We start from the raw sequence: 25,645 nt of genomic DNA, 5'->3' as shown, positions 1-25,645 counted from the left end.
TTTTCATTCTGTTGAAGATGAATCAGCGCTTGATCCGCCTTCATCCTGGTCTTGATTTTGATCCTGGTTCTGACTTTTATTCTGATCGCTGTCAGTGTCTTCTTCCCGGTTCTTGTTCTTGTCTTTATCTGCGTCTCCGCTTGTTCCGTCCTTATTGCCGGAATCGGCGGAGCTGCCGTTATTTTTATTTGAACTTGTGTTTTTCTTAGAAGTCAGCTTGATTTTAGCCGTATCTTTGGACAGGGACCATGTGATGTTTTGCGGTCCGTTTACTGCAAGCTTTACAGAATGCTCTCCGTCATCTAAGTCTGAGACATTGGCGTACAGTTCAATGTCCGACTTTTTCAGCGCCTTAATGTTGGCCGGAGAGCCTTTGGCCGTAATATTTATCGCCCGCGATTCAGGGTCGAGAAACTCAATCTGCTGCGAGCCTCCCAATCCGACCGTCTTGATTGCGACATTGTCAAAATCTTTTTTGTCTTCACTGTCTACCTTAACATGAAGCGTAATTTTCCCCGGCGACACCTTTGTCACACCCTTAGGGAGCGGGATGTCGGCATCTATATCCGTATCTTTATCAATTTTGCCTAAATCAAGAGATACGCCGTCGATAAACTCAAGTGAATCCAGCACGTCCTGCGGGCCGTAAACCGTCACCTCACTCGGATTCGAGTCAATGCTTGCAATGCTCACCCCGTCAGGAAGACTTCCCTTCCTTTCGATTTTGAAAGGGAGCTTTTTGCTCGGACTGGCCACGGGAACCGTCACTTTAATGACTGACGGTTCAACATCAACAGGAAGTGCGTTGCCGTCTTTGTCATAGACGGTCACCTTCACTTCCTTATCAATGGTTTCATTTGCATTTTCAAGGTTCACGGATGCTTTGACAAGCGAAATGTTGTCAATCACATTTTTCGAACCCGTAATCTGTACGTTTTTCGGGCTGATAATCGGCTGCTGGGGCGTATACCCCTTTTTCATTTTGCTTTTATTGTAGTATTCAACTTCAACCGGAAAACTCTCAGCCGTTTTTTCCTGAATCGTAACCGTCGTGACTGACGGGTTAATGGATATCGTCAGTCCGTCCGATACATTTTTCGCCTTCAATTCGACCTTATGAGTCCCGGTCTTCAGCTTGTTCATATCGGCGTATATCTCAAAATTCTTCGTCTGTCTCGCCTTTTTCACCGCGCTTGTCGATCCTTTAATCGTGACATTTACGGTCTGAGGCACGCCGGTGACCACGTAATTCGCTTCATCATAATATGCTTTTACAGGAATATCAGTAAGCGTAGCCTCGTCAGTCGTTGATGTCGGAAAAAAGGATTCCCCCGGCTTTTTCGGAGTCGGCGCCTGGTTGTTGTTAACCGCAACATAAAGCAGGAGCGCAAAGAGCAATGCAATGATCTTTACAGCCCAGCGGTTGTTTAAGAATTTATCCATTTTTCTTGCCCCTCCAGTACCAGCGGTTAGAAGAAGTATCTCTGGCGTTTTTCTTAAACTCGGCTTCAAGCATTTCTTTCAGTGCTTCTTCCGTCAATTCTCTGTGAAGGTCTCCGTTTTTGGCCACGCTGATGGCGCCCGTCTCTTCAGATACGATAATGGTTAAGCTGTCCGTCACTTCACTGATGCCGACAGCAGCTCTGTGCCGCGTCCCCAGCTCCTTTGAAATAAACGGGCTTTCAGAAAGCGGCAGATAACAGGCAGCCGCTGCGATCTCGTTATTTTTCATAATGACCGCTCCATCGTGCAGCGGCGTATTCGGAATGAAGATATTAATCAAAAGCTCCGAGCTGACCTGCGCATTAAGCGGGATGCCCGTCTCAATATAATCGCCCATCCCCGTGTCGCGCTCAATGGCGATAAGGGCGCCGATGCGGCGTTTCGCCATGTAGCTGATTGATTTTGTAATCGCTTCAATTGTCTTATGCTGCGCTTCCTCCACGGGGGTGCCGCTCCGTGAAAAGAACCGGCCCCGTCCGAGCTGTTCAAGCGCCCGTCTCAGCTCAGGCTGGAATATAATAATGATCGCTAAAAATCCCCATGTTATCGCTTGGTCCATCAGCCACTGAAGCGTACTGAGTCCCAAATATGAACTGGCCATCCGGACCAACACGATGACGACGATTCCTTTCAAAAGCTGAACCGCCTTCGTTCCGCGTATGACCATGATTAATTTATATATCACATACCAAACAAGGAGAATATCAACGGCATTGCCGAGGTATTGCAAAAATGGGATGTCCTCAAAAGCCATTTCCTCGTCCTCCAAGAATTCAGTCATTTCGTTTTTTGTTATGAATTGTGCTGCATGAGCAATATGTACATCATATAGCGTGCTCATTATACCACATTTTGATTTATCAAGTGAAATCAGCCAGCGCGGCGCCGCGTAAAAAAAGAGTAAAGCGATTATACGCTTTACTCATCTTTAATCGGAGTCTAAAGCACTCACGACGCCCTGACCCGCTGTTTTCAGTTCGTACCAGACCCAGTCAAACAATTCGTTAATTTCTTCAATCTGCCCGGTGACTTGTCCGGCTGAGGCCATGTATTTTTCTCCGTTAACCACGGTCACGTTGCCGTCGACTTTCCCTTTAATGACCAGCTTGCCGTTTTTTACTGTGACATCGCCCTTTACGGTCTCTCCTTCAGGGACGGTGACCGTGTGATTCTGCACGACAAGGTTCGGCTGCTTTGACACACTGAAATTGTGGTCGTTATGCCAGCTGTTGAAAAAACCGCCGCCCATTAAAATCACAAAAACCGCCGCGGCTGCAATTATCGGATGAGTTTTGATCCATCGTTTTACAGAAGCGCGTTTTTTCTCTTTTGGAAGATTCGCCATAACTTTGGCAGTAAAATCAGCAGGGGCTGTGACATGCGATGTGCTCCGGACGAGCGCTACGGATTTCTCCATTTCATGAAAATGCCGTTTGCAATTCCCGCATGACCGCAAATGTTGTTTTAATACGTCTTCATCTTCAGGAAGAATATCTCCATCAAGATGCTTATGCATAAGCTGCACGATCTGTTCAGGACAGCTCATTTCATCACCCCACTTAAAGATCCCTTAATTGTTTTCTAAGAGCCTCTCTGCCTCTGTGTATCCTTGTCTTGACGGTGCCGACAGGGATATTCAGAATCTCCCCGATTTCAATTAAAGAGAGTTCATCAATATACTTTAATACAATAACCGTTCTGTACTTGTCAGGCAGCTTTAAAATCTTTTTCTGAATTGTGTCCGACAGCTCCAATGACAACACGGCGTCTTCAGGGAGAACCCCGTCCGCGGCGATCTGCGAATACATCGTCAGCCCCTCTGCGCCCGCCACTTCTGCGTCCAGATAATAATCAGGCTTTTTCTTGCGGATTCGGTCAATGGTCAGGTTGGTCGCAATTCTGTAAAGCCACGTTGAAAACTTTCTGTTGATGTCGAAGCTCTCGATATTGACATACGCTCTGATGAAAGCTTCCTGCGCAATATCTTCCGCTTCGTGGACATTGCCGAGCATGCGGTAGCAAAGCTGGTAAATCTTATCTTTATAAAGGTCAACGATTTCCGCAAACGCATTTTGATCGCCTTTTTTGACTTGCTTGATTCTTTTTTTAATCAGGTTTTCCATGTTTTATCTTACCTCTGCCCTTCACCGGTCTGTATCTATACGTTGATTGTTTTAAAAGGTTTCATTTTTTTATTACATTTATTTTACCAAATTTCAGGCAGGGTGTAGATGGAAAATACAGAATATAATGCCTTAACAGCAGCTTAAAAATAGTATATCTGATGAACAATCAGAATTCGAGACGAAATACAAATAAAAAAGACACCTTATGCAAAAGGTGTCTGAGACTGGGCTAGCTGGATTCGAACCAACGCATGACGGAGTCAAAGTCCGTTGCCTTACCGCTTGGCTATAGCCCAAAAATGGTGGAGGGGGGCAGATTCGAACTGCCGAACCCTGAGGGAGCGGATTTACAGTCCGCCGCGTTTAGCCACTTCGCTACCCCTCCGTATTTTGTTGAAAAACAGTGCCGGCCAGAGGACTTGAACCCCCAACCTACTGATTACAAGTCAGTTGCTCTACCAATTGAGCTAGGCCGGCAAATATGGTGGAGGATGACGGGCTCGAACCGCCGACCCTCTGCTTGTAAGGCAGATGCTCTCCCAGCTGAGCTAATCCTCCATATGACCCGTACGGGATTCGAACCCGTGTTACCGCCGTGAAAGGGCGGTGTCTTAACCGCTTGACCAACGGGCCGTTGTGTCCGCGTCGAGCTGACAAAAGTTATTATATACAGGTTATACCCCTTTTGTAAAGAGAAAATTTATTTTTTTTATTTTCAAACTTTTTTACCCGTTTTTTAACTGAAAAACTCGTCCCTTCTCTCTTATTTCATTTAAGATGAAAGTATCAAAATATTGAAGGGAATGGACACAGATGATCTTAGTCAGCTCTTGTCTCGGCGGTATCGAATGCAGGTATAACGGCTCTCACGCCGCTTCGGAAAAAATCCGCAGACTCGTAGAGGAAAAGAAAGCTGTTATGGTCTGCCCCGAACTTTTGGGCGGCTTCACCACTCCCCGCGAACCGGCGGAAATCATCGGCGGCACGGGCGAAGACGTGCTGAACGGAACAGCAAGAATCGTAACAGCATCAGGTGAAGACGTTACATCTTTATATATAGACGGCGCGGAAAAAACGTTAGCATACGCAAAAGAAATAGGCGCCGCAACGGTCATCCTTAAAGAAAACAGTCCGTCCTGCGGCAGCAGCTTCATCTATGACGGCACTTTCTCCGGGAAAAAGATAATCGGGGACGGCATCACTTCCGCTCTATTAAAACGGGCAGGCTGCCGCGTGTTATCAGAAAATGAACTGGATCAACTATAAAAAGGAGAGTAGATATCATGGTTGCAGCCCTATCCTTTTATAAACCGGAGCATGCAGACGGCCTGAACGGGTTTGTACTCAGTGAAGAAGATAAAATGTTCACAGCGCTCCCGAAGGATGTACTGCCGCAGGCTCTTGTCATCCGGGAGCGCTATCCTACAGTCGTTTTAAAAGAAGACACCCCCGTCGGTTTTTTCATTTTACATACCTCAAAGGAAACCATAGCTCCATATTCGAACAGCGTGTCTGCCATTTTACTGAGCGCACTTTCCATAGATGCGCGGCAGCAAGGAAAAGGTTATGCCAAACAAGCGATGCTGCAGCTCCCCGCTTTTGCCGCAAGTTATTTTCCTTGGTGTGACGAGATCGTGCTTGCAGTGAACCATCGCAATCATCGCGCAAAGAACCTGTACCTGTCTTCCGGTTTTATTGATAAAGAGCGTCGCAGGATCGGCCCCATCGGCGAACAGCACATTCTGCATCTTTTTTTGTGAAAGCGTTTGATTTTTTTCTTGAAACATATATTCAGAAGCCCCTATACTTCAAGTAATAAAGACTTGGGAGGGTACTTTCATGACAGACCGGCTTAACATTCACAGATTGACCACAGAAACAAGAAATCCGCAGACCGCTTCAATCCATCAAGCAGACACGATGGAAATCCTCCGCATCATTAACCAAGAGGACTTCAAAGTGGCGGACGCCGTTCAGCAGGTGCTGCCTGATATTGAAATTGCCGTTCAATTTGCCCATCAGTCTTTGCGGCGAAACGGCAGGCTGATTTATGCGGGAGCGGGCACAAGCGGCAGGCTTGGTGTACTTGATGCGGTTGAATGCCCGCCTACATACAGCGTAAGTCCCGGCACCGTCATCGGTCTGATGGCCGGAGGGGCAGACGCCTTTTTGCAAGCGGCTGAAGGTATAGAAGACAGCGAGGAAACCGGCGCTCTCGATCTCAAAACGATCGGCCTTACCGCTGAAGACACCGTGATCGCCATCGCCGCAAGCGGGCGCACACCGTATGCGGCCGGTGTGCTGAAATACGCAAAAACAATCGGCGCCAAAACCGTCGCGCTCACATGCAATAAGCACTCATTGATCAGCACCTTTGCCGATCACAGCATTGAAGTCGTCGTCGGCCCCGAAGTGATTACAGGGTCAACACGAATGAAAGCCGCGACGGCACATAAAATGATTCTGAACATGATTTCCACGGCCGTGATGATCAAAAGCGGCAAAGTGTACGAAAATTTAATGGTGGACGTTCATGTCAGCAACGAAAAATTGAAAGAACGGGCAATCGGCATTATCCAAAGCATTACGGGCGTTCCGTACGATAAAGCAAAAGAAACCCTTGAGGCCGCAGACAGCCATGTCAAAACGGCAATCGTCATGCTGAAGACGAATTCGGACAAAACACACGCGAAAGCACTGCTCGAAGAATCGGAAGGCTTCATTGACAAAGCCATAGAACAGCATGTTTCAAGCGAAACAAATCGCTGATCATTCTTTTGGCTCCGTTACTGATCATCATGTGCCTTTTACCAGCCGCGCCGTTTTCATGATCGGCGCAGGCGCTTTCAGGATGCGTTTCAGGCACAGCTCCGCGGGAAAAATGGTACGGAAAGAGGAGGGTCTTCATGAGCAAAGAGGCATTTTATCAGTCGCTGGCCAAAGATATTCTGGACAACTGCGGCGGTTCATCGAATATTTCGGGCTTTACCCACTGTATGACACGCCTGAGAATTACGCCTTTAGATCAGGACAAAACGGATATTGAAGCGCTGAAACGTCTTGACGGAGTAATAGGCGTCGTCGAAGCCGAAACACTGCAGATCATTCTCGGCACGGGTGTCGTCAATCATGTCGCCGACGCTTTCGCAAAACTGGTGTCACCCGGAAAAAACATTGATTTAAAAGAAGCCGCCTCACGGAAAAAAGCCGATCTTAACAGAAAAAATACAACACCCATCAAACTGCTTTTGAGAAAAATATCAAGCATCTTCATTCCTCTTATTCCCGCACTCATTGCATCAGGTTTAATCACCGGCATGACGAAAGCCGTCATTCAGGCCGGCTGGCTCCCGAAAGAATCTCAAATCGCACTTATTTTAACGGTTATCGGTTCAGGCTTATTCGCTTACCTCGGCGTCCTTGTCGGCATCAATGCGGCGAAGGAATTCGGCGGAACACCCGCGATGGGCGGCCTTGCAGGCATATTGATCTTAAACCCGGAGATCGCCAATATCAGTTTGTTCGGAGAGAATCTGCTCCCGGGCAGGGGAGGTTTAATCGGCGTTCTTTTCGCTGCGATTTTTATCGCTTATACGGAACGGTTTATCAGAAAATACGTCCATCAATCCATCGACATTATCGTCACGCCTACTTTGTCTTTGCTCATCACAGGACTGGTGACATATGTCATCTTCATCCCTGCAGGCGGTTTTATTTCTGATTTGATTACATCAGGTTTATTGTCGCTGCTGAATATCGGGGGAGTGCTGTCGGGATTTGTATTAGGAGCCGCCTTCCTGCCGCTTGTCATCACCGGCCTGCATCAAGGCTTGACTCCCGTGCATTTGGAACTCATCCGATCCATCGGGGATGACCCGCTTCTGCCGATTCTCGCAATGGGAGGCGCAGGTCAAGTAGGCGCGGCCTTCGCCATCTTTATAAAAACAAAAAAAGCCTCATTGAAAAGAGCGATCGGCGGCGGACTTCCATCCGGTCTGCTCGGAATCGGGGAGCCGCTCATCTTCGGCGTCACACTTCCGCTCGGCCGGCCGTTTTTAACAGCGTGTTTAGGGGCGGGTATCGGCGGCGCCTTTCAAGCCCATTTTCAAGTAGCGACTTTTTCAATCGGTGTCTCCGGCCTTCCGCTCTCTTTTCTCGTACAGCCGGCTCAAATCGTTTTGTATATCATCGGTCTCTTCATCTCTTATGCGGCGGGCTTTGTCTTCACCTATGCTTTCGGGTTTAAGGATGACATGGCTGCTGAATTTGAATAAGCCGGGAGGGAACAGAATATGAAAACACTGGCAGCCGCCGTACTCACCATGGTCATCAGCCTCTCTTTTCTGCCGCAGCACAAAGCCGGAGCCCAATCCAAATTATACGACACAGCAAAGCTCAGAAAGGTTGATCAAATGATTGAAAAAGACATCGCAGCAGGATTCCCGGGAGCCGTCCTCGTTGTCGTAAAGGACGGACGGGTGATCAAAAAGAAAGCATACGGCTACAGCAAAAAATATGACGGAAACAGCCTTTTATCCCGTCCGAAAAAAATGAAAACGTCAACTATGTTTGATTTAGCTTCCAACACAAAAATGTATGCGGCGAATTTTGCATTACAGCGCCTCGTCAGCCAGGGAAAGCTGGATGTGTATCAAAAAGTCTCGGCTTACCTTCCCGATTTCAAAGACAGGAAAAGCGATCCGATTCAAGGAAAAGACCGCATACGCGTCATTGATGTGCTGCAGCATCAATCCGGTCTGCCGGCAAGCTTTTATTTTTATAAGCCGGACACCGCAGGCCCTTTTTATTCACAAGAACGGGACAAAACGATCCGTTTTCTCACCCAGATCCCGCTTGAATACAAACCGGGAACAAAACACGTATACAGTGATATCGGTTACATGCTGCTCGGCTGCATTATTGAAAACATAACCGGAAAAACCCTTGATGCCTATGCGGAACAAGAACTGTACAAACCGCTGAAACTGACGCACACACTGTTTAACCCGCTGCAAAAAGGCTTCAAAGAAAAAGCATTCGCAGCTACTGAACGTTTAGGCAACACGCGTGACGGGGTTATCCATTTTCCTCATATCAGGACGTATACGCTGCAAGGAGAGGTTCATGACGAAAAAGCATTTTACTCAATGGGAGGGGTGTCCGGCCATGCAGGACTGTTTTCAAGAGCTGATGACATGGCCGTCCTTCTTCAAGTCATGCTGAACGGCGGCAGTTACAAACATGTTTCTCTCTTCACACGGCAAACGGCCGATCTGTTCACAACGGCGTCATCCTCTGACCCGACTTTCGCTCTCGGCTGGCGGAAAAACGGCAGCCCTGATATGGAGTGGATGTTCGGCCCTTATGCAAGCAGGCAGGCTTACGGCCATACCGGATGGACCGGCACCGTCACGATCATTGACCCCGCTTATCATCTCGGGATCACGCTTTTGACCAACAAAAAGCATTCACCCGTCGTCAGCCCCGGTGAAAATCCGAATGTTTTTGAAGGGGATCTTTTCCCGACCGGAAGCTACGGCAGCGTCGTAAAAGCGATTTACGAAGCCATTGAATGACAACCTATGTCTTTTGTCCAAACTATGACGGCAGGAGGGCGCCATTATGAAACTTGTCATCTCAGCTGTATTACTGTTGTTTATTGTTTTCGGCACGCATCATGCATCGACAAAACCGGATATTCCGTCACAGGCGGAACAAACGGTATCCCGCATGACATTAGATGAGAAATTAGGGCAGATGCTCATGCCAGACTTCCGCAATTGGCAAAAAAAGGGGCAGTCATCACCTGAGGCTCTTACTCAAATGAATGACGAAGTCGCAGGGCTTATTCAAAAGTACCGGTTCGGCGGCGTTATCTTATTTGCAGAAAATGTAAAAAACACTGAACAAACAGTCCGCCTGACAGATGCCTTTCAAAAAGCAAGCCCTGACATTCCGCTATTATTAAGCATTGATCAAGAAGGCGGCATCGTCACAAGACTTGGTGAGGGCACTCATTTCCCAGGCAATATGGCACTCGGAGCCGCAAGAAAAACAGCCTATTCATCCCAAACCGGCGCCATTATCGGGAAAGAATTGAAAGCACTCGGCATTAATACGAATTTCGCTCCCGTTCTCGATATCAATAATAATCCCGGAAATCCGGTCATCGGTGTCAGGTCATTCAGTTCAGACCGGAATCTGACAGCAACACTCGGCCTTGCCTCAATGAAGGCTCAGCAAAAACAGGATGTCGCTTCCGCCGTCAAACATTTCCCGGGACACGGCGACACGGATGTCGACAGCCACTACGGCCTTCCGCTTGTCACCCACGGTCAAGAAAGGCTGCGGCAGATCGAACTGTATCCGTTCCGTCAGGCCATTCAGGCGGGGGCCGATATGATCATGACAGCCCATGTGCAATTTCCCGCTTTTGATGATACAACCTATAAAAGCAAGCTGGACGGTTCAGACATTCTTGTACCTGCCACACTCTCGAAAAAAGTGATGACTCATCTTCTCCGTGAGGAAATGGGGTTTAACGGCGTCATTGTGACGGATGCATTAAACATGAAAGCCATTGCCGATCATTTCGGTCAGGAAGAGGCGGTCGTCATGGCAATAAAAGCAGGAGTCGACATCGCCCTGATGCCGGCCCAAGTGACATCGCTGCAAACAGAAAACCGCTTTGCCCAAGTTCATTCCGCTTTAAAAAAGGCGGTTCAAAAAGGTGATATTCCTCTTCAGCAAATCAACAAATCGGTTGAGCGCATCATTTCCCTGAAAATAAAACGAGGGATATATCCCGCTCCGAAAGAAACAAGTCTGAAAAAGAAGATTGCTCAAGCGCATAAAACCGTCGGCAGCAAAAACCATCTGAAGGCTGAAAAACAAATCGCGGAAAGATCCGTCACCGTCTTACAAAACAAAAACCGCACGCTCCCATTCAAACCGAAAAAGAACAGCCGCGTTCTCCTTGCCGCTCCTTATGAAGATCAAACAGCGTCAATGGAACAAACCATTCGGCAGCTCATCAAGAAGAAAAAAATCCGGCCGGTAACCATCAGTAAAATGAACTTCGCCGAGCGCACATTTCATGACGAGCACAAAAAGCTGGTATCAGACGCTGATTACGTCATTACAGGCTCATATGTCGTAAAAAATGATCCTGTCGTAAACGACGGCGTCATTGACGATTCCGTCAAAGATCCCGGCAAATGGACGACCGCGTTTCCGCGGGCCGTCATGAAGGCTGCGCAGTCGAACCAAAAACCCTTTGTGCTGATGAGTCTTCGGAATCCTTACGACGCCGCGAATTTTGAAGAAGCTGACGCCCTTATCGCAGTCTACGGGTTTAAAGGATATGCAGACGGACAATTTCTCCAGCCAAACATTCCGGCAGGCATTGAAGCGATATTCGGGCAGACAAAACCGAAAGGCAGGCTGCCCGCTGCTATTCCTTCCGTCACCCATCCGGAAACGACACTGTATCCATATGGTTTCGGTATCAATCTGAAGACCGGAAAACCGCTTTAAACAGGAGGGCTGATCATGAAAACACATACGGCTGCACTTCTCGCCGGACTTGTCGTCATCAGTGCTATGACGGCAGTCACGGCGGCTTCTGACAGAAACACACACACTGCCAAAAAACCAAGCATCCAAACAGGCATTGACCGCCTGCTGAAAGATTATAAACAAGAACTGAAGGGAAAAAGAATCGGACTGATCACTAATCCGACCGGTGTGAACTCAACATTAAAAAGCAGCGTTGACGTGCTTTACGAAGCACAAGACATGCATTTGACGGCATTATTCGGACCTGAGCACGGTGTTCGCGGCGACGCTCAGGCCGGAGACAAAGTCACATCCTATATAGATGAAAAAACAGGTCTTCCCGTCTACAGCCTTTACGGAGAAACGAGGAAACCGACGCCTGACATGCTGAAAGATACCGATGTGCTGATTTTCGATATTCAGGATGTCGGAATGCGATACTACACCTACATTTATACAATGGCCTATGCCATGGAGGCGGCCAAAGAAAAAGGCATTCCTTTTTATGTCTTGGACCGGCCGAATCCGCAAGGCGGACGACATCCGGATGGCCCGGTTCTTGAACCTGACTACGCTTCATTTGTCGGACTGTATCCAATCCCGCTGAAACACGGCATGACCATCGGCGAGCTTGCCCTCCTATTCAATAGAGAGTTTCATATTGGCGCCGACCTCACCGTCGTAAAGATGAAGCGCTGGAAGCGGACGATGACCATTGAAGATACCGGTCTGCCGTTCGTCCTCCCTTCGCCTAACATCCCGACCCCGGACAGCATATTCGCTTATTCGGCGACAGGACTAATCGAAGGCACGAACGTATCTGAAGGAAGGGGCACGACAAAGCCGTTTGAACTTATCGGCGCACCTTATATGAAAAGCACCGAGCTCGAAGAACGCCTTAACAGTCTCAAGCTTCCGGGCGTCACCTTCAGAGCCGCTTCATTTATCCCCAGCTTCTCCAAGCACCAGGGCAAGCTATGCCACGGCGTACAAGTCTACGTAACGAACAGAAACACCTTTGAAGCGGCAAAAACAGGGCTCTCCATTCTGAAAACCATGCATGACTTATATCCGAATGACTTCTCATTTCTGCCGACAGGAGCTTTTGACAAGCTGATCGGCAACGGCTGGGTACGCAAAAAAATAGAACAAGGCGCTTCCATTCAAGACATCACCAGCACTTATCAACGCCGGCTTGACCAATTCAAACTTGTAAGAAAGCAATACCTCATATACTGACAACGTTCGTGTTACACGTGTAACATTTTGACGCATTTCACATTTCCGCTTTTTATAGGAAAACATTCATTTATTTGGTACAATTCAAATGATAACAGTTATCATTTAAATGAATGTTTCCTAAAAGGTGGTTTCTCATGAAAAACACATTATTCTTTCACCCAATTGATATCATCTCCGTAAAAAAAACAGCAGACCTTTTGTCAGAGCATCAGCTCACTGATTCCCCGGTACTGATCTTTCATGTGACAGGCGAGGGACAAATTGATATCGGAACAGACAGCTTCCCGCTGCAGAAGGAAACGCTCTACATCTGTCCTTGTGATGAGACATTCAATATTGACCCTGCACCGTCAGACGGCATCCATTTGTATATCGTCAGACTCCGTATTTTCTCATATTCATCAGATGATAAAGCGATGCTTCCGGATAACGGAGGAGACATCTTCCGCGGACTTCAGCAAATGAATTTGCAAACGGTTGAACACCTGACAAGCCGGCTTCAGTCACTTTCCGAAAACGCGCGATCGGCGGATGAATTGCAGAAAATGAAGTCAACAGCCGACTTTCAGCAGCTGATGTACGACCTTTATGCCGCAAAAGTGTGCCATCAAAACAATACGAAAGCGGCGATCGAACAGACAAAACAATTCATACATGCCCAGTCCGACACAAAAATCACACTCACCCAGCTTGCTCAAATGGCGGGAATCAGTCCTAAGCATTACAGTGAAACCTTTAAAAAACTATATGGACAAAGCGTAACAGAATATATCACAGACATCCGCATAACCAATGCGAAAAAACTGATGGCCAAGGCCAGCTGCAAACTGCGGGAAATCGCTCATCAAATCGGCTACCAAGACGAATTTTATTTCAGCCGCATCTTTAAAAAACGTACGGGCAGCTCACCTACAAGCTATATGAAAAAAAGGCGCACAAAAATGGCCGCGTACGGGAAAGAAATGATGGGACATTTGATTCCTCTGCATCACGTGCCTTACGCTGCAACGCTTCATCCGAAATGGACGGCCTATTACTATAAACAATTCTCTTCAGACATTCCCGTGCACCTCAGCGCTTACCGCTATAACGCAAATTGGGAAGAGAACCTGCATACGCTGTCTCAAGCTGCGCCGGACATCATTTTCAGTCTGGATTCTGTCAGTGAAGAAGAAAAACAGCGTCTGAATGACATCACCGAAGTTTTCTACATTCCGACTCAAGACAATTGGAAAGATCAGTTTCTTCACGCAGCTGCACACTTGAATGAAGAACAGGAAGCCCGGCACTGGCTTGAAGCCTATCAAAATCTCGTATACTCAGCAAAAGACGCTCTTGAACACGTGCGGCATCAGCGTTTCTTATTTGTCCGTGTATATAAAGAAAATATGTATATCGCCCATAACAACAGCATTGAGGATGTCTTCTTCGGTGATCTGGGCTTTGCCTCCGCAAAACCGGAATCTTTTGCTCCCGACGAAAAGATTTCATTGGAAATGCTGGCGGATTGCCAGGCTGACTGCATCATGCTTTTCACTTGCAAAGAACCGGAAACGCTTCGCTATTTTCAGCGCATTCAGCAGTCTGAAATATGGCAGAACCTTAGAGCCGTCAGCAATAAACGTGTGTTTCCCGTTTCATCTGACCCGTGGATTGAATATTCTCCAAGCGGGCATCAGCGGATGATTGAACAAAGCATTTCCTTTTTTTCCGAAGATCGTCCATGGTAATACCGGAAATTGTCCATGGTCTTATCTTTGTTCATTCTCTATAATTCCAATTGATAATAGTTATCAATTGAACAGGAGGAACAATAGATGAAGAAATTGGCATTCGCTTTCATGATTTTGCTTTTGGCTTTCACGGCCGCGGCTTGCGGAAGCTCAGAAACATCTGATACAGCAAGTAAAGGTAAGGACGCTTCTTCAAATAAAAAGAAAATCGAATATCTCGGAAAAACATACGAAGTCAAAGCGCCGACTGACAAAATCGCCATTACGGGCAGCGTAGAATCAATGGAAGACGCCAAATTGCTCGACGTCCATCCGGCAGGAGCGATATCATTCTCCGGCAAATTCCCGGAACTGTTTAAAGATATTACAGATAAATCCGTATCAACAGGTGAAAAAATGCAGCCGAATATGGAGAAAATTCTTGAACTGCAGCCGGACGTCATTCTGGCATCAACCAAGTTCCCTGAAAAAACGATAAAAAAATTGAGCGGCACGGCTGAGACCATTCCTGTCTCTCATATCTCATCAAACTGGAAAGAGAACATGATGCTGCTTGCCCAGCTTACAGGCAAAGAGGAAAAAGCAAAAAAAATCATTGCTGATTACGATCAGGACCTGAAAAAGACGAAAACAAAGATGAACAGCAAAGCAAAACAGGCAAACGCACTGGTCATCAGAATCAGACAAGGCAATATTTACATTTACCCTGAACAAGTTTATTTCAACTCTACGCTTTACGGTGATTTAGGCCTGAAGGCGCCGGACGAAGTGAAAGCGGCGAAAGCGCAGGAGCTGATTTCTCTTGAAAAATTAAGCGAAATGAACCCCGACCATATATTCGTACAATTTTCTGATGATGAAAACGCAGATAAGCCGGATGCTTTGAAGGACTTAGAGAAAAATCCGATTTGGAAGAGCCTGACGGCAGTCAAAAAAGACCATGTATACGTCAATACGATCGATCCATTAGCCCAAGGCGGTACCGCTTGGAGTAAAATCCGCTTCTTACAGGTTGCGGCTGACAAATTGACTCAAGACTAATAAAGAGTAGGTTTTTCACATGTATGCAAAACGGCGGACACACATTATTATCATCGCTTCACCGATTGCCATTGTTCTGTCACTGCTGCTTTCCGTTTTATACGGCGCAAAGCAGCTTGACTTCCATACCGTGTTCTCCGCATTGCTGCACTTTAATCCGGAGAATACCGACCATCAGATCATATGGCATTCAAGAATCCCGAGGGCGGTTGGCGCGATGTTTATCGGCGCCGCCCTTGCTGTTTCCGGGGCGCTCATGCAGGGAATCACACGGAACTATCTGGCCTCGCCTTCGATCATGGGTGTGTCGGACGGCTCCGCTTTTATCATTACCCTTTGCATGGTATTGCTCCCTCAATCAACATCCATTGAAATGATCATATACTCGTTTGTCGGTTCCGCATTCGGCGCTGCCCTTGTTTTCGGGCTGGCCTCCATTCTTCCCGGCGGTTTTACCCCGGTGCAGCTTGCCATTATCGGAACGGTGACCAGTATGCTTCTCAGCAGTCTGTCGGCTGCGCTTTCGATTTATTTTCAAATCTCGCAGGATCTCAGTTTTTGGTACAGTGCGAGACTGCATCAAATGAACCCTGATTTTTTGAAACTGGCCGTCCCGTTTTTTGCACTCGGAATCATCACAGCCATGATTCTCAGCAAAAAGGTCACAGCCGTATCATTAGGAGACGACATTTCAAAAAGTCTGGGACAGCAGAAAAGAACCATCAAACTCATGGCAATGGCGGCCGTTGTCATATTGACCGGAAGCTCGGTGGCGCTCGCCGGAAAAATTGCCTTTGTCGGTTTGGTCGTTCCGCACATCACCCGTTTTCTCGTCGGATCGGACTACAGCCGGCTGATTCCCTGTGCGTGCATCATCGGCGGCGTCTTCCTGACCCTTTGCGACCTTGCCAGCCGATTGATCAATTATCCGTTTGAGACGCCTATTGAAGTTGTCACTTCTATCATCGGTGTTCCTTTCTTTCTTTATTTGATTAAAAGAAAAGGAGGGGATCAGCGTGGTGCGTAAAATGGCCGGAATCTATATCATTCTGATTGCTCTCATCCTGCTCGTAAGTTATTTCAGCATGACCAGCGGGCCTTTTTCAGCAAAACCGGGTGAACTGCTCAGTGCGCTTTTCCGCATCCATCCGAATCCTCAATATGACATTTTGCTGTTTCAGCTGAGGCTGCCGCGTATTGTCATGGCGGCTGCCGTCGGACTCGGATTGGGGATAGCCGGAGCCGTTATTCAGGCCGTTACCAAGAACGGGCTTGCCGATCCCGGCATTCTGGGCATCAATGCCGGAGCCGGTGCGGGAATCGTCACGTTTATGCTTCTGTTTCAGGGTCAATCTGAAGCGACGGCGCTTGCCTCCGCAATGGGCATGCCTGTCTTTGGGCTCATCGGCGGATTAATGGCTGCCGTGCTGATTTATATTTTCGCCTGGCACCGGGGGCATTTAGAATCCGGAAGAATTATTCTTGTGGGAATCGCCATGAATTCCGGATTCAGCGCGCTGTCTTTATTTCTTTCATTAAAAATGGACCCGCAGGATTATGAGATGGCGATGGTCTGGAAGAACGGCAGCATCTGGTCGGCAAACTGGATGACCATTACCGCAATACTGCCGTGGCTGATCGTGTTCATTCCTCTGCTGATGGCAAAAACGTCATTGCTGGATACCATTCGTTTCGATGAGGACACGGTGAAAAGCCTCGGAGTCTCAACCAATAAAGAAAAAACCATTTTACTCGTTGCCTGCATCGCTTTGATCAGCGCATGTGTAACCGCAGCGGGCAGCATGGCATTTGTCGGACTGATCGCGCCTCATATTTCCCGCAGGCTTGCCAGCATTGAACACAGATATTCATTACCTGTCAGCGGACTGGTCGGCATGCTGCTCGTCATCTCCGCCGATTTTGCGGGCAAATTATTCTTTCAGCCTTCAGAGGTGCCGGCGGGCATTATTCTTGCGATTCTCGGCGTTCCTTATTTCTTTTTTCTTCTGTTTAAGCAAAAAAAGGGGTTGGATGCTTGAGAGGCACACTTACAAAACACCGGATAAACGGAAAGGAATGCACGGTATACCTTCCTCCTTCCGCTCCGGTTCAAACGAGGGCTTTACCCTGTGTCTACGTGCTTGATGGGGGCGATTTGTTTTTAGAGCAGATGGATAAGCTTGAACTCCAATTCGCAAACGGAAAACTCCCTGAATTGATTCTCGCCGGCATCAAACCGGATACCAGGCTCGATGAGTACACGCCATGGCCTGTGCCTTCTCTGAGTCCTGCGTTTCCTGATTTCGGCGGCAAAGGGAGCCTCTTTCTTGAGGAGCTGACAAATGTCATCATCCCAACGATTGAAAGTATGAATCCCATGTCTGCCCATCCGGATACAAGAGGACTGATCGGCGCATCATTAGGAGGACTGTTCTCGATATATGCGATGTTACTGAAGCCTGAAACATTCGGCAGAATCGGCTGTATTTCCGGGTCCTTTTGGTATGAAAAATCGGCTGACTTTGTCCGCTCCGCGTCTTTGCAGCCGGCACGGCAGCGTATCTACATGTCTGTCGGAAGCCGTGAAGCAGAGCAAAAATGTAACATCCAAAACACCATGATCCGACAAAATAAAGACGTGTACAAAAGCCTGAGGCAAAAAGGCTTTTCTCAAGCTCAGCTCTCATTCACGATCGAAGAGGGCGCCGTGCACCATCAAGAAGCGTTCAAAAGACAATTCAATTCAGCTCTAAGCTGGCTATACAGAAAAAACCGCTCACGTGGCTGAGCGGTTTTTTTCATACTTCATCACGACCGGTTTAAGTTCAAAACGTCTCAGCAAATAGCCGAACAAAGCGGCAAGGATTTGCTGAAAAAGCATCCCGATGACGACCGGAACCGCCACTTGGGACGGAAAAAAAGAAACGGCAAGAACAGCTCCCGCACTGATATTACGCATGCCTCCCGTATAAATCAGAGACACAATTTCATCCCGGCTCCGCTTCATCAGCCTTCCGATCAGCCAAGCCACGGCATAACCCGTCATGGCAATAAAAAATACCATAGCCGCGATGCCCGCAAACTTGATATCCACGTGCGTGACATACGGCGCGATTTCCGAACTGTTAATGGCGATGACAATCATCAGACAGATTTTTGAAAATGGAGACAGTGACCGGCTTATCGCCTGAGTCCTTACCGGCGGAGAGAACTGGTTGACCATCATCCCTGCGATAGACGGGATCACCACCATTTCCGCCAGCCCTTTCATCATTCCCCATACATCCATCTGAACATTCGCCCCGGCCAGGACAGAAAGGCTTAACGGTACGATAAAAGGAGACAGCACGGTATCAACAAGGATAATAGACAGCGTCAATCCGACATTTCCCTTATACATCGCAGCCCAAATCAAACTCGTAATTCCGGTCGGGATTACCACACCCATAATCAGCCCCGTCACGGTTAAAGGGTCACCGCTGAATATCAGATGGCCGCTTCCCCATGCAAAAACAGGCATGAAAATATGCAGAACAAACAATGCCATAATCATCGGGAGCGGCTGCTCAATACTGCGCTTCAGCGATTGAAAATTGGCACTCAGACTGCCCGTAAATGTAATAAATGCAAAAATCCACGGCACAGCGCCGGCCATCCAGCTGATATGCTGAGATAACAGCACACCCGCCGCTACACTTGATGGAGTCAACAGCGGCATGATTCTCCCCAACACTTGGTTCAACTTCTGAAGCCACATCATATGCAAGTCCCCTATATACGGTTTTCAAGTCTCATTCATTATAACAATGCACACCGGCGAATTTAACCGAAAAAAAGCCCGGATATATTCATCCGGACTTCACAAATCCTATGCCATTTGTTTCATTAAATCTCGGCTTTTCTGATTTAATCCCTTTAATTCAGCTTCAATCCCGTATTCTTTACATTTGCCGACAATTTTCTCAAGAGCCGCCGCTCCAGAATCATCCCAGACATGAGCATTAGTCAAATCAATGACAATCCGCTTCACACCTTCATCATAAACGATCGCATTCATCAGCTCAGACACGGAAGCAAAAAAGATCTGTCCCGTTACCTTATATGTTCTGACATCATTCTGTTCGGAATGTGACACAATTTTCAGCTTAGAAATTTTAGCCGTGAAAAAGATCGTGCTTAGCAGCACACCCGCGAAAACACCCTTTGATAAATCATTGGTCAGAACGACCGTCACGACGGTAATAACCATAACGATCGAATCAGTGAGGGGCGCTTTCCGCAAACCTTTAATCGACGACCAGTCAAACGTGCCGATGGATACCATAACCATCACCGCCACCAGCGCAGCCATCGGAATTTTCACGACGATGCCGCTTAATACGGCAATTAAAAACATTAAAAACGCTCCGGCCGTAAAAGCCGATAACCGGCCGCGACCTCCGGCTTTCGTATTAATGACAGACTGGCCGATCATGGCGCATCCGGCCATGCCACCAAAAAAGCCGTTCACAATATTGGCGATGCCTTGTCCGCGGCTTTCTTTGTTCTTATCACTATCCGTATCCGTCATTTCATCAATGATCTGGGCCGTCAGCAGCGACTCAAGCAATCCGACGAATGCAAGCGCCAATGAATACGGGAAAATAATCCGCAATGTCTCAAACGTCCACGGAACATCCGGTATCAAAAAATGCGGAAGTGAACTTGTAATTCCGCCCATATCACCGACTGTGCGGACGTCCGCATGGAAAACCACCGCAATAACCGTCATGACAATAATCGCCACCAGCGGAGACGGCACGGCAGTCGTAATCTTCGGCAATACATATATGATAGCCAGTGATCCGGCAAGCATGGCATACATGACCCATGAAGCCCCTTTGAACTGCGGGAGCTGCGCAGAAAAAATCAAGATCGCCAAGGCGTTCACAAATCCGATCATGACCGAACGCGGAATAAATTTCATCAATCTCGCTATCTTACTGACACCAAGAATAAATTGAATAATACCTGTCAAAATGGTTGCCGCAAACAAATACTGCAGTCCGTAATCGGCCACCAATGTCACCATAACAACCGCCATTGAACCCGTAGCGGCTGAAATCATTCCCGGTCTGCCGCCAAAGATAGAAATAATAATCGCGATACAAAATGATGCATAAAGGCCGACCATCGGATCGACACCTGCAATAATTGAAAACCCGATCGCCTCAGGGATCAGAGCAAGAGCAACAAGGATACCCGCCAGAATGTCTTTCCGGACATTCCCGAACCATTGCTGCTGTAACGTATAATCTTTCAAATGATAACGACTCCTTTTTACTATAAAAATCCGCACCCTATCAGTTGGAAACATTGATTTTCATCTGGGGAATATGAGGCAAGCTTACGGGGAAAAAGGGGACACGCTCAGAGTATCATATCGTTGAGGAAAGGAATGGTTAACAAAGAGTATCATATTAAACTTTAAAGAAATGTGCAAGACCGTATAAATAAGAAAAGAAAACGGCTCTCACTGGAGCCGCTTCCGCTTTTATAAAAGTTCCGGATCAGACACAAGAATGGTTTTGATTGCACTGATATCCTTTCTTTCTTTTGTCACCGGGTCGATGCCCATGAGATGATCAATGGCTTCTTCATAATTCTTTAGTTCTGTCTTCTCAGTAATGAAATCATAGAGCTGGGGGAGATCGGATGCGCATGCTAACGCGGCTTCCATGATCTGCCGGGCTTCACCTGTGCCCACAATCGTCACGCCGTTTGACAGCAGCTGGTACGGCCTGACCGTCATCTCATACGTATCATCAAAGCCCATCGGCACAATTCGGCCTCCCTTTTCAATAAAAGGATAAGCCCAATCAAGCTGGTTGCCGATCGCATCAAATATCACATCAAACTTTCTTCCTTGATTAATCCGTTTCACTTCATCTACAGTTAATGCTTCAGGATGGTAGACATAATCCGATATCCGGCTTGCCGCCTCGCTCCGGAAACTGCCTATTTCAGTCGCAACCGTCAATCGCGCCAGTTTTTTCACCATCATTTGCACAAGCAGTCCGATCGGTCCGGAACCCAAAACCAGAACCGAGTCCTCCGGCTGAATCGAAGCCTTATCCACAACATTCAGCACACAGGAGAGAGGTTCAACCAATGTGGCCCGCTCCCATTCCATTGAATCCGGAATTTTGTACATGAACCTGTCTTCCCCCACGTAATATTCCGCAAACGTCCCGTGCGCCCCGATTCCGAGCTGCCACTCCTCGAAGGTTTCGCAATAACACGTCAGCCCTCTCCGGCAATAATGGCATTTCCCGCAAAACTGCGTAGGATCTATCACGACGCGGTCTCCGACTTTTACATTTGTCACGTCCGGCCCGACTTCCGTGACCGCTCCCACGGATTCATGCCCCATAATCATATGATGGGTCGCATTCATTTTTCCCTTCAGCACATTTAAGTCCGTGCCGCAGATTCCGGTGCCGAAAATTTTCACCTTCACATCATTGGATTTTCGAATTTGAGGCTCGTCCACCTCTTGATATTCAAGCTTATCATTAGGAGTCCAGACCAACGCTTTCATATCTCTCTTCCTTTCTGCCCCAGCGGATTTGGTCTAATAATGTTTGATGAAGCTCCTTCGTTGATGCTGCAATACACGATTGCTGATTCTGATAACTTAAATCTGTCAGAAGCGTTTCGTCCAAAGACTGGCCGTACGCATCTGTAATGACCACTCCCGCTTTCTTCGCCAAAAAGACGCTTGCGGCAATATCATAAGGAAATAAGTGCAGCACCTGTCCGTTCCCGACCTGCTGAAAATCTGAAAGCAGTTTCGGATCATCTTTCAGCAGACGATTGCCGATATCCACATAAGCATCCATCTGCCCCGTAATAATTCGTGAAATCGAATAAGAAGCGCTGTTGAAAACAAAGACTCCTCCGTTATTGGCCGACCGGTCAATCAGATGACCGTATGCGTCCGTCATCAGCTGCGCCGGATGCCCGTTAAACTCAAGGCTCCAAAACATATTCTTAATATCCTGCACTCCGCTCAAATTCGGCAATTCTCCCTGATACCCCTCAAACTGAATGGCATCACTGTAAATATCACCGTACATGTAAGCGCCCGATTTCAATTCAAGCAAAAAAGCAAATTCGATATCCTTAATCTTTGCGTTTGGCTTATATGAAGCAAGCGCAATCGAGATACATGACATTTCAAGCCCCGCGGCGGCCGGACGCGTTCCGTCTATCGGATCTACAATTAAAATATATTGCGGATCTTCTCCAATCAGCTTCAGGCCGCCATCCTCCGTGTAAAAAGCAACCGGATGGCCCTTTTCGTGGATATAATCCAGCACCGCCTCCTCAGCAGCGGCGTCTATATTAAATTGCGCGTCGCCACCAGGTGAATATCCGTTAACAAGCCGGTTTTTCAGTGTGCCTTTTTGATTTTTCACCTTTTGATAAACAAATTGTCCAAGCTCAATGATATAGTTTCTCACTTGATTTCCTCCAATAGCTTGCGAAGTCTGTAGCAGAGCACCTCAGCTTCACTAAGTGTAATGGTTAAAGGCGGACGGATTTTAAATACATTTCCGAATCCGTAACGGGATGTCCGGAGAATCAGCCCGTAATCCATCGCCCGTTTGGCAATATAATTGGTCAATTCCACATCCGGTTCATTGTTCTCTTTGACAATTTCCACACCGATCATCAGACCGACGCCTCTTACCTCAGAAATAAAAGCAAAATCCTCTTTCATCGTTTCTAAGCAATCCATAATATAATGACCGACTGTCGTTACGTTCTCCAAAAATCCCGGACGCTGCATGATATCTATGGTTTTACAAGCGGCAGCGGCGGCCATCACATTTGACCCGTACGTGAAGGAATGCGTATACCCCGGAAGCCCGGTGTACTTGTCCTCCGTCAGAGTGGCGGCGACTTGGAAGCCTGTGCCTCCGAGCCCTTTTGCTACCGTCATCATATTAGGTTTCACATCGAAATGGTCTGCGGCAAACATTTTGCCCGTCCGTCCGAACCCGGTCTGAATTTCATCAAAGATCAGGGCGATTTCATGTTCATCACAAAGCTTTCTCAGCTGTTTAAAATACTCTTTAGGCGGGACGACGTTTCCGCCATTTCCGGATATCGGCTCAATAATCATGGCGGCAATTTTTCCATTGCTCGCATACTCAATAAAATCGTTAATTCTTTCTACGCACAGCATACCGCACGAATCCGGTTTCTGATTATAAAAACAGCGGCTGCAATAGGGATCTGGAACTTGTAAGCCAAAAGAAATTTGCGGCGGGAAAGGTTCTTTTCTGAATGAGTTGCCGGACAAAGCGGAAGTCATATACGTTTGTCCGAGGTGGCTTCGAAATAAGGAGATGACATCGGTTTTTCCGGAGTAATACTGAGCCATTTTAATAGCTCCTTCATTTGCACCGGAACCGCTGCTGACTTTAGGGTGTACTTTTGTGAGATTATCGGGGGCGATTTCTACTAGTTTTTCTGCTAGTTTATTTACGGCATCTGTTTGAAAGGACGATGTCACATGGATCAGCTTGTCGGCTTGATCTTTAACCGTATCAATGACCTCTTTGTTACCGTATCCTAAATTCAAGTTAAATGTGGCAGAGGCGCAATCAATATACTCATTTCCCTCTTGGTCGTACAGGTAAATCCCTTCTCCGCGCTCCATGACTACGTCGTCAACACTGTAATACAAGCTGTCTGGATTCGTGATTTCCTTCGTTCCCACAAATACCACCCCTATGAAATTATTAGAAACTCGCTTTTTATCGTATTAATTATTGAAAATAATGTCAACGATCTTTCTTGTAAAAAATGTTAACAATTTGTTAACGTTACCATAAGGGATGTACGTGAAAAGGTTATGTGATATAGTAACAATACTTGGATTTTTTGTAAAAACAACATGTCGTGCAAGTAGAGAGAAAAATTATTTTACCAATAAGGAGATAAAATGATGAAAACTCGTCTGCTGTGGATAAGCTGTTTCTCTTATGGATCGATTGCTTTTACACTTGTCATTCTTGGAGCCGTACTGCCTGAGTTACTCACACATTATTCACAAAGCTACAGTAATGGCGGAGTATTAGTATTTTCTCAGTTCATGGGCTTCCTCATAGGTGTCATCGGAATGCCTTACATGGTGAAAAAACTCGGACGCAAAAACGCCGTTATCCTTGGCCTGGCGCTCATCAGCTGTGAAATTTTCATCACCTTCCTGCCGCCCTGGCCGCTGCTCTTTCTTCTCGTCAGCCTCGCAGGACTTGGCGCAGGATTGGTGGAATCTTGCGTAGGCACAATCATCCTCACAGCTATAAAAGAAAGACAAGCCGTGGCCATGAGCAAGATGGAAGTGGCTTACGGATTAGGGGCGTTGTTCATGCCTCTGCTCTCAGGCTTTCTTATCAACAGCCACATGTGGACAATTGCTTTCTTAGTATTAGGGTTATCCAGTTTTGCACTTTTAATCGCATGGAAGCAAATGAGTTTCGGCAGTATTGATGAGCTTCTCGTACGCAAAGAGGTCTCTTCTGATGATACTAAAAAGAAAAGCTCCGGGTATCGGTCACACGGAGTGCTGTTTATCGCGCTGGCGGCTGCTTATTTCTTCTTTTACGGCGGCAGTGAAGTTTCAATCGTGCATTTTATCTCCTCCATTTTCGCTGAAAAATGGGATATCCCCAGCTCTTTAGCAACGATAACAGTAACAGTGTATTGGACCGGGATGATTATCGGCAGGTTATTAACAGGCCCGGTATCTGAAAAACTGACCTATCACCGTTATCTCCGGATCATAAGTATTGGCGGTCTGGCTGCACTTGCTGTACTAGCTTTAAGTAAAAACGTATGGTTTGGGTTTGCCCTTTGTTTCTTCTTAGGATTGTTCATGGCCGGCATGTTTGCAATTGCCCTGATCATCACCAATCATTTTTACCCCGGAAAGACAGAAACGACCACCAGTATTCTGCTCGCTTCAAATGGATTAGGAGGTTCACTCCTTCCGATCGCCGTCGGCTGGAGCTTAGATGAATATCCTGCCCAAACCGCATTCTGGCTGTTTACTGCACTGATGCTTCTTATGCTGCTGATTGTGTTCAGTTTAAGAATGCTCGAAACAATAAAATCAAACAGTCTTCAAAATCACACCAGTAAAACAAAATCAATATAAACAAAAAAGCTAATGCCTTGGAAAGGCATTAGCTTTTTATATATACATCTTTCATATAAAAAACCCAGTTCATCATGAACTGGGTCAAGATCGCTTGGCGGCGTCCTACTCTCACAGGGGGAAACCCCCGACTACCATCGGCGCTGAAGAGCTTAACTTCCGTGTTCGGCATGGGAACGGGTGTGACCTCTTCGCTATCGCCACCAAACCATTGAGAGTGTTCTCTCAAAACT

The 25,645-nt window shown here is 47.1% G+C and carries 22 protein-coding genes, 5 tRNA genes and 1 rRNA gene; 13 read left to right on the top strand and 15 right to left on the bottom strand.

Annotated features, from left to right (window positions below; all coding sequences use genetic code 11):
* Nucleotides 1–3: 3 nt before the first annotated feature.
* The 9 genes from ACH32G_RS17235 to ACH32G_RS17195 form a co-directional block, all read right to left on the bottom strand.
* Nucleotides 4–1,443, bottom strand: coding sequence for a CdaR family protein (locus tag ACH32G_RS17235; RefSeq protein WP_047476073.1), 1,440 nt, complete (start codon nt 1,441–1,443; stop codon nt 4–6).
* On the bottom strand, nt 1,436–2,257 hold the full coding sequence (gene cdaA / locus ACH32G_RS17230) for a diadenylate cyclase CdaA (RefSeq protein ID WP_003156763.1): 822 nt from the start codon (nt 2,255–2,257) through the stop codon (nt 1,436–1,438). Before cdaA ends, ACH32G_RS17235 begins: the two co-directional genes overlap by 8 nt.
* A gap of 174 nt (nt 2,258–2,431) precedes the next feature.
* Nucleotides 2,432–3,049, bottom strand: coding sequence for an anti-sigma-W factor RsiW (gene rsiW / locus ACH32G_RS17225; RefSeq protein ID WP_016936922.1), 618 nt, complete (start codon nt 3,047–3,049; stop codon nt 2,432–2,434).
* 13 nt (nt 3,050–3,062) lie between these two features.
* Complete coding sequence (sigW, locus tag ACH32G_RS17220; RefSeq protein ID WP_047476068.1) at nt 3,063–3,626, bottom strand: RNA polymerase sigma factor SigW; 564 nt, start codon at nt 3,624–3,626, stop codon at nt 3,063–3,065.
* 227 nt (nt 3,627–3,853) lie between these two features.
* A tRNA-Gln gene (locus tag ACH32G_RS17215) sits at nt 3,854–3,925 on the bottom strand.
* A gap of 4 nt (nt 3,926–3,929) precedes the next feature.
* Nucleotides 3,930–4,014, bottom strand: a tRNA-Tyr gene (locus ACH32G_RS17210).
* A gap of 19 nt (nt 4,015–4,033) precedes the next feature.
* Nucleotides 4,034–4,106, bottom strand: a tRNA-Thr gene (locus ACH32G_RS17205).
* Between the two features lie 5 nt (nt 4,107–4,111).
* Nucleotides 4,112–4,187: transfer RNA gene (locus ACH32G_RS17200), tRNA-Val, on the bottom strand.
* A 3-nt stretch (nt 4,188–4,190) separates the two neighbouring features.
* A tRNA-Glu gene (locus ACH32G_RS17195) sits at nt 4,191–4,262 on the bottom strand.
* Between the two features lie 180 nt (nt 4,263–4,442).
* On the opposite strand from ACH32G_RS17195, the gene ACH32G_RS17190 reads away from it, so the two are divergent.
* From ACH32G_RS17190 to ACH32G_RS17135, 12 genes are all read left to right on the top strand, one after another.
* The gene (locus ACH32G_RS17190) at nt 4,443–4,895 is read left to right on the top strand and encodes a DUF523 domain-containing protein (protein ID WP_045926346.1); all 453 of its coding nucleotides are present in this window, start codon (nt 4,443–4,445) and stop codon (nt 4,893–4,895) included.
* A gap of 17 nt (nt 4,896–4,912) precedes the next feature.
* Nucleotides 4,913–5,389: a GNAT family N-acetyltransferase gene (locus ACH32G_RS17185; RefSeq protein ID WP_448814626.1), complete on the top strand. Its 477-nt coding sequence runs from the start codon at nt 4,913–4,915 to the stop codon at nt 5,387–5,389.
* 79 nt (nt 5,390–5,468) lie between these two features.
* Entirely contained in the window at nt 5,469–6,398 is a 930-nt protein-coding gene (gene murQ, locus ACH32G_RS17180; RefSeq protein ID WP_045926348.1) for an N-acetylmuramic acid 6-phosphate etherase, read from the top strand.
* Between the two features lie 137 nt (nt 6,399–6,535).
* The gene (locus tag ACH32G_RS17175; protein ID WP_448814625.1) at nt 6,536–7,903 is read left to right on the top strand and encodes a PTS transporter subunit EIIC; all 1,368 of its coding nucleotides are present in this window, start codon (nt 6,536–6,538) and stop codon (nt 7,901–7,903) included.
* A gap of 18 nt (nt 7,904–7,921) precedes the next feature.
* Nucleotides 7,922–9,205: a penicillin binding protein PBP4B gene (gene pbp4b, locus ACH32G_RS17170; protein WP_049627797.1), complete on the top strand. Its 1,284-nt coding sequence runs from the start codon at nt 7,922–7,924 to the stop codon at nt 9,203–9,205.
* 46 nt (nt 9,206–9,251) lie between these two features.
* Nucleotides 9,252–11,165, top strand: a complete 1,914-nt coding sequence (locus ACH32G_RS17165; RefSeq protein WP_448814624.1) for a glycoside hydrolase family 3 protein — start codon at nt 9,252–9,254, stop codon at nt 11,163–11,165.
* 15 nt (nt 11,166–11,180) lie between these two features.
* Nucleotides 11,181–12,425 (top strand): exo-beta-N-acetylmuramidase NamZ family protein, encoded by a 1,245-nt coding sequence (locus tag ACH32G_RS17160; protein WP_448814623.1) that lies wholly within the window; start codon nt 11,181–11,183, stop codon nt 12,423–12,425.
* 137 nt (nt 12,426–12,562) lie between these two features.
* A complete protein-coding gene (btr, locus tag ACH32G_RS17155) occupies nt 12,563–14,158 on the top strand; it encodes a bacillibactin transport transcriptional regulator Btr (RefSeq protein ID WP_448814622.1) in 1,596 nt (531 codons plus the stop codon).
* Between the two features lie 87 nt (nt 14,159–14,245).
* The gene (locus ACH32G_RS17150; RefSeq protein ID WP_045926353.1) at nt 14,246–15,202 is read left to right on the top strand and encodes an iron-hydroxamate ABC transporter substrate-binding protein; all 957 of its coding nucleotides are present in this window, start codon (nt 14,246–14,248) and stop codon (nt 15,200–15,202) included.
* A gap of 19 nt (nt 15,203–15,221) precedes the next feature.
* The gene (locus ACH32G_RS17145; protein ID WP_060963731.1) at nt 15,222–16,229 is read left to right on the top strand and encodes a FecCD family ABC transporter permease; all 1,008 of its coding nucleotides are present in this window, start codon (nt 15,222–15,224) and stop codon (nt 16,227–16,229) included.
* Between the two features lies 1 nt (nt 16,230).
* Complete coding sequence (gene feuC, locus ACH32G_RS17140) at nt 16,231–17,241, top strand: iron ABC transporter permease FeuC (RefSeq protein WP_342008068.1); 1,011 nt, start codon at nt 16,231–16,233, stop codon at nt 17,239–17,241.
* The gene (locus tag ACH32G_RS17135) at nt 17,238–17,990 is read left to right on the top strand and encodes an alpha/beta hydrolase (RefSeq protein WP_448814621.1); all 753 of its coding nucleotides are present in this window, start codon (nt 17,238–17,240) and stop codon (nt 17,988–17,990) included. The genes feuC and ACH32G_RS17135 overlap by 4 nt, the downstream gene beginning before the upstream one ends.
* On the opposite strand, the gene ACH32G_RS17130 is transcribed toward ACH32G_RS17135, so the two are convergent.
* The 5 genes from ACH32G_RS17130 to ACH32G_RS17110 all read right to left on the bottom strand — a co-directional run bounded on the left by ACH32G_RS17130 (nt 17,979) and on the right by ACH32G_RS17110 (nt 23,972).
* Complete coding sequence (locus tag ACH32G_RS17130; protein WP_099743946.1) at nt 17,979–18,920, bottom strand: bile acid:sodium symporter family protein; 942 nt, start codon at nt 18,918–18,920, stop codon at nt 17,979–17,981. The genes ACH32G_RS17135 and ACH32G_RS17130 overlap by 12 nt on opposite strands.
* A 150-nt stretch (nt 18,921–19,070) precedes the next feature.
* Nucleotides 19,071–20,504, bottom strand: a complete 1,434-nt coding sequence (locus tag ACH32G_RS17125) for a SulP family inorganic anion transporter (RefSeq protein WP_095241899.1) — start codon at nt 20,502–20,504, stop codon at nt 19,071–19,073.
* 231 nt (nt 20,505–20,735) lie between these two features.
* Nucleotides 20,736–21,782, bottom strand: coding sequence for a zinc-dependent alcohol dehydrogenase (locus ACH32G_RS17120; protein ID WP_016936937.1), 1,047 nt, complete (start codon nt 21,780–21,782; stop codon nt 20,736–20,738).
* Complete coding sequence (locus ACH32G_RS17115) at nt 21,757–22,707, bottom strand: inositol monophosphatase family protein (protein ID WP_448814620.1); 951 nt, start codon at nt 22,705–22,707, stop codon at nt 21,757–21,759. Before ACH32G_RS17115 ends, ACH32G_RS17120 begins: the two co-directional genes overlap by 26 nt.
* Nucleotides 22,704–23,972, bottom strand: coding sequence for an aspartate aminotransferase family protein (locus tag ACH32G_RS17110; RefSeq protein ID WP_016936939.1), 1,269 nt, complete (start codon nt 23,970–23,972; stop codon nt 22,704–22,706). The genes ACH32G_RS17115 and ACH32G_RS17110 overlap by 4 nt, the downstream gene beginning before the upstream one ends.
* Before the next feature lie 228 nt (nt 23,973–24,200).
* Between ACH32G_RS17110 and ACH32G_RS17105 the strand changes: the two genes are divergently transcribed.
* Entirely contained in the window at nt 24,201–25,412 is a 1,212-nt protein-coding gene (locus ACH32G_RS17105; protein WP_448814619.1) for an MFS transporter, read from the top strand.
* A 92-nt stretch (nt 25,413–25,504) separates the two neighbouring features.
* Here ACH32G_RS17105 and rrf read toward each other — a convergent pair.
* A 5S ribosomal RNA gene (rrf, locus tag ACH32G_RS17100) occupies nt 25,505–25,620 on the bottom strand.
* Nucleotides 25,621–25,645: the final 25 nt, after the last annotated feature.

The sequence above is a fragment of the Bacillus sp. CIS52 genome (genome assembly GCF_053545315.1).
The sequence above is the reverse complement of the archived record's forward strand: the minus strand, read 5'-3'. Positions and strand labels throughout refer to the sequence as shown.

What these genes read in the sequence shown, in the direction of transcription:
- ACH32G_RS17105 (WP_448814619.1), top strand. Translation starts at nt 24,201, where the DNA reads ATGAAAACTCGTCTGCTGTGGATAAGCTGTTTCTCTTATGGATCGATT.
- sigW (WP_047476068.1), bottom strand. Translation starts at nt 3,626, where the DNA reads ATGGAAAACCTGATTAAAAAAAGAATCAAGCAAGTCAAAAAAGGCGAT.
- ACH32G_RS17185 (WP_448814626.1), top strand. Translation starts at nt 4,913, where the DNA reads ATGGTTGCAGCCCTATCCTTTTATAAACCGGAGCATGCAGACGGCCTG.
- pbp4b (WP_049627797.1), top strand. Translation starts at nt 7,922, where the DNA reads ATGAAAACACTGGCAGCCGCCGTACTCACCATGGTCATCAGCCTCTCT.
- ACH32G_RS17235 (WP_047476073.1), bottom strand. Translation starts at nt 1,443, where the DNA reads ATGGATAAATTCTTAAACAACCGCTGGGCTGTAAAGATCATTGCATTG.
- ACH32G_RS17120 (WP_016936937.1), bottom strand. Translation starts at nt 21,782, where the DNA reads ATGAAAGCGTTGGTCTGGACTCCTAATGATAAGCTTGAATATCAAGAG.
- ACH32G_RS17175 (WP_448814625.1), top strand. Translation starts at nt 6,536, where the DNA reads ATGAGCAAAGAGGCATTTTATCAGTCGCTGGCCAAAGATATTCTGGAC.
- cdaA (WP_003156763.1), bottom strand. Translation starts at nt 2,257, where the DNA reads ATGGCTTTTGAGGACATCCCATTTTTGCAATACCTCGGCAATGCCGTT.
- ACH32G_RS17165 (WP_448814624.1), top strand. Translation starts at nt 9,252, where the DNA reads ATGAAACTTGTCATCTCAGCTGTATTACTGTTGTTTATTGTTTTCGGC.
- ACH32G_RS17160 (WP_448814623.1), top strand. Translation starts at nt 11,181, where the DNA reads ATGAAAACACATACGGCTGCACTTCTCGCCGGACTTGTCGTCATCAGT.
- ACH32G_RS17190 (WP_045926346.1), top strand. Translation starts at nt 4,443, where the DNA reads ATGATCTTAGTCAGCTCTTGTCTCGGCGGTATCGAATGCAGGTATAAC.
- rsiW (WP_016936922.1), bottom strand. Translation starts at nt 3,049, where the DNA reads ATGAGCTGTCCTGAACAGATCGTGCAGCTTATGCATAAGCATCTTGAT.
- ACH32G_RS17145 (WP_060963731.1), top strand. Translation starts at nt 15,222, where the DNA reads ATGTATGCAAAACGGCGGACACACATTATTATCATCGCTTCACCGATT.
- murQ (WP_045926348.1), top strand. Translation starts at nt 5,469, where the DNA reads ATGACAGACCGGCTTAACATTCACAGATTGACCACAGAAACAAGAAAT.
- ACH32G_RS17150 (WP_045926353.1), top strand. Translation starts at nt 14,246, where the DNA reads ATGAAGAAATTGGCATTCGCTTTCATGATTTTGCTTTTGGCTTTCACG.
- feuC (WP_342008068.1), top strand. Translation starts at nt 16,231, where the DNA reads ATGGCCGGAATCTATATCATTCTGATTGCTCTCATCCTGCTCGTAAGT.
- ACH32G_RS17130 (WP_099743946.1), bottom strand. Translation starts at nt 18,920, where the DNA reads ATGCCGCTGTTGACTCCATCAAGTGTAGCGGCGGGTGTGCTGTTATCT.
- btr (WP_448814622.1), top strand. Translation starts at nt 12,563, where the DNA reads ATGAAAAACACATTATTCTTTCACCCAATTGATATCATCTCCGTAAAA.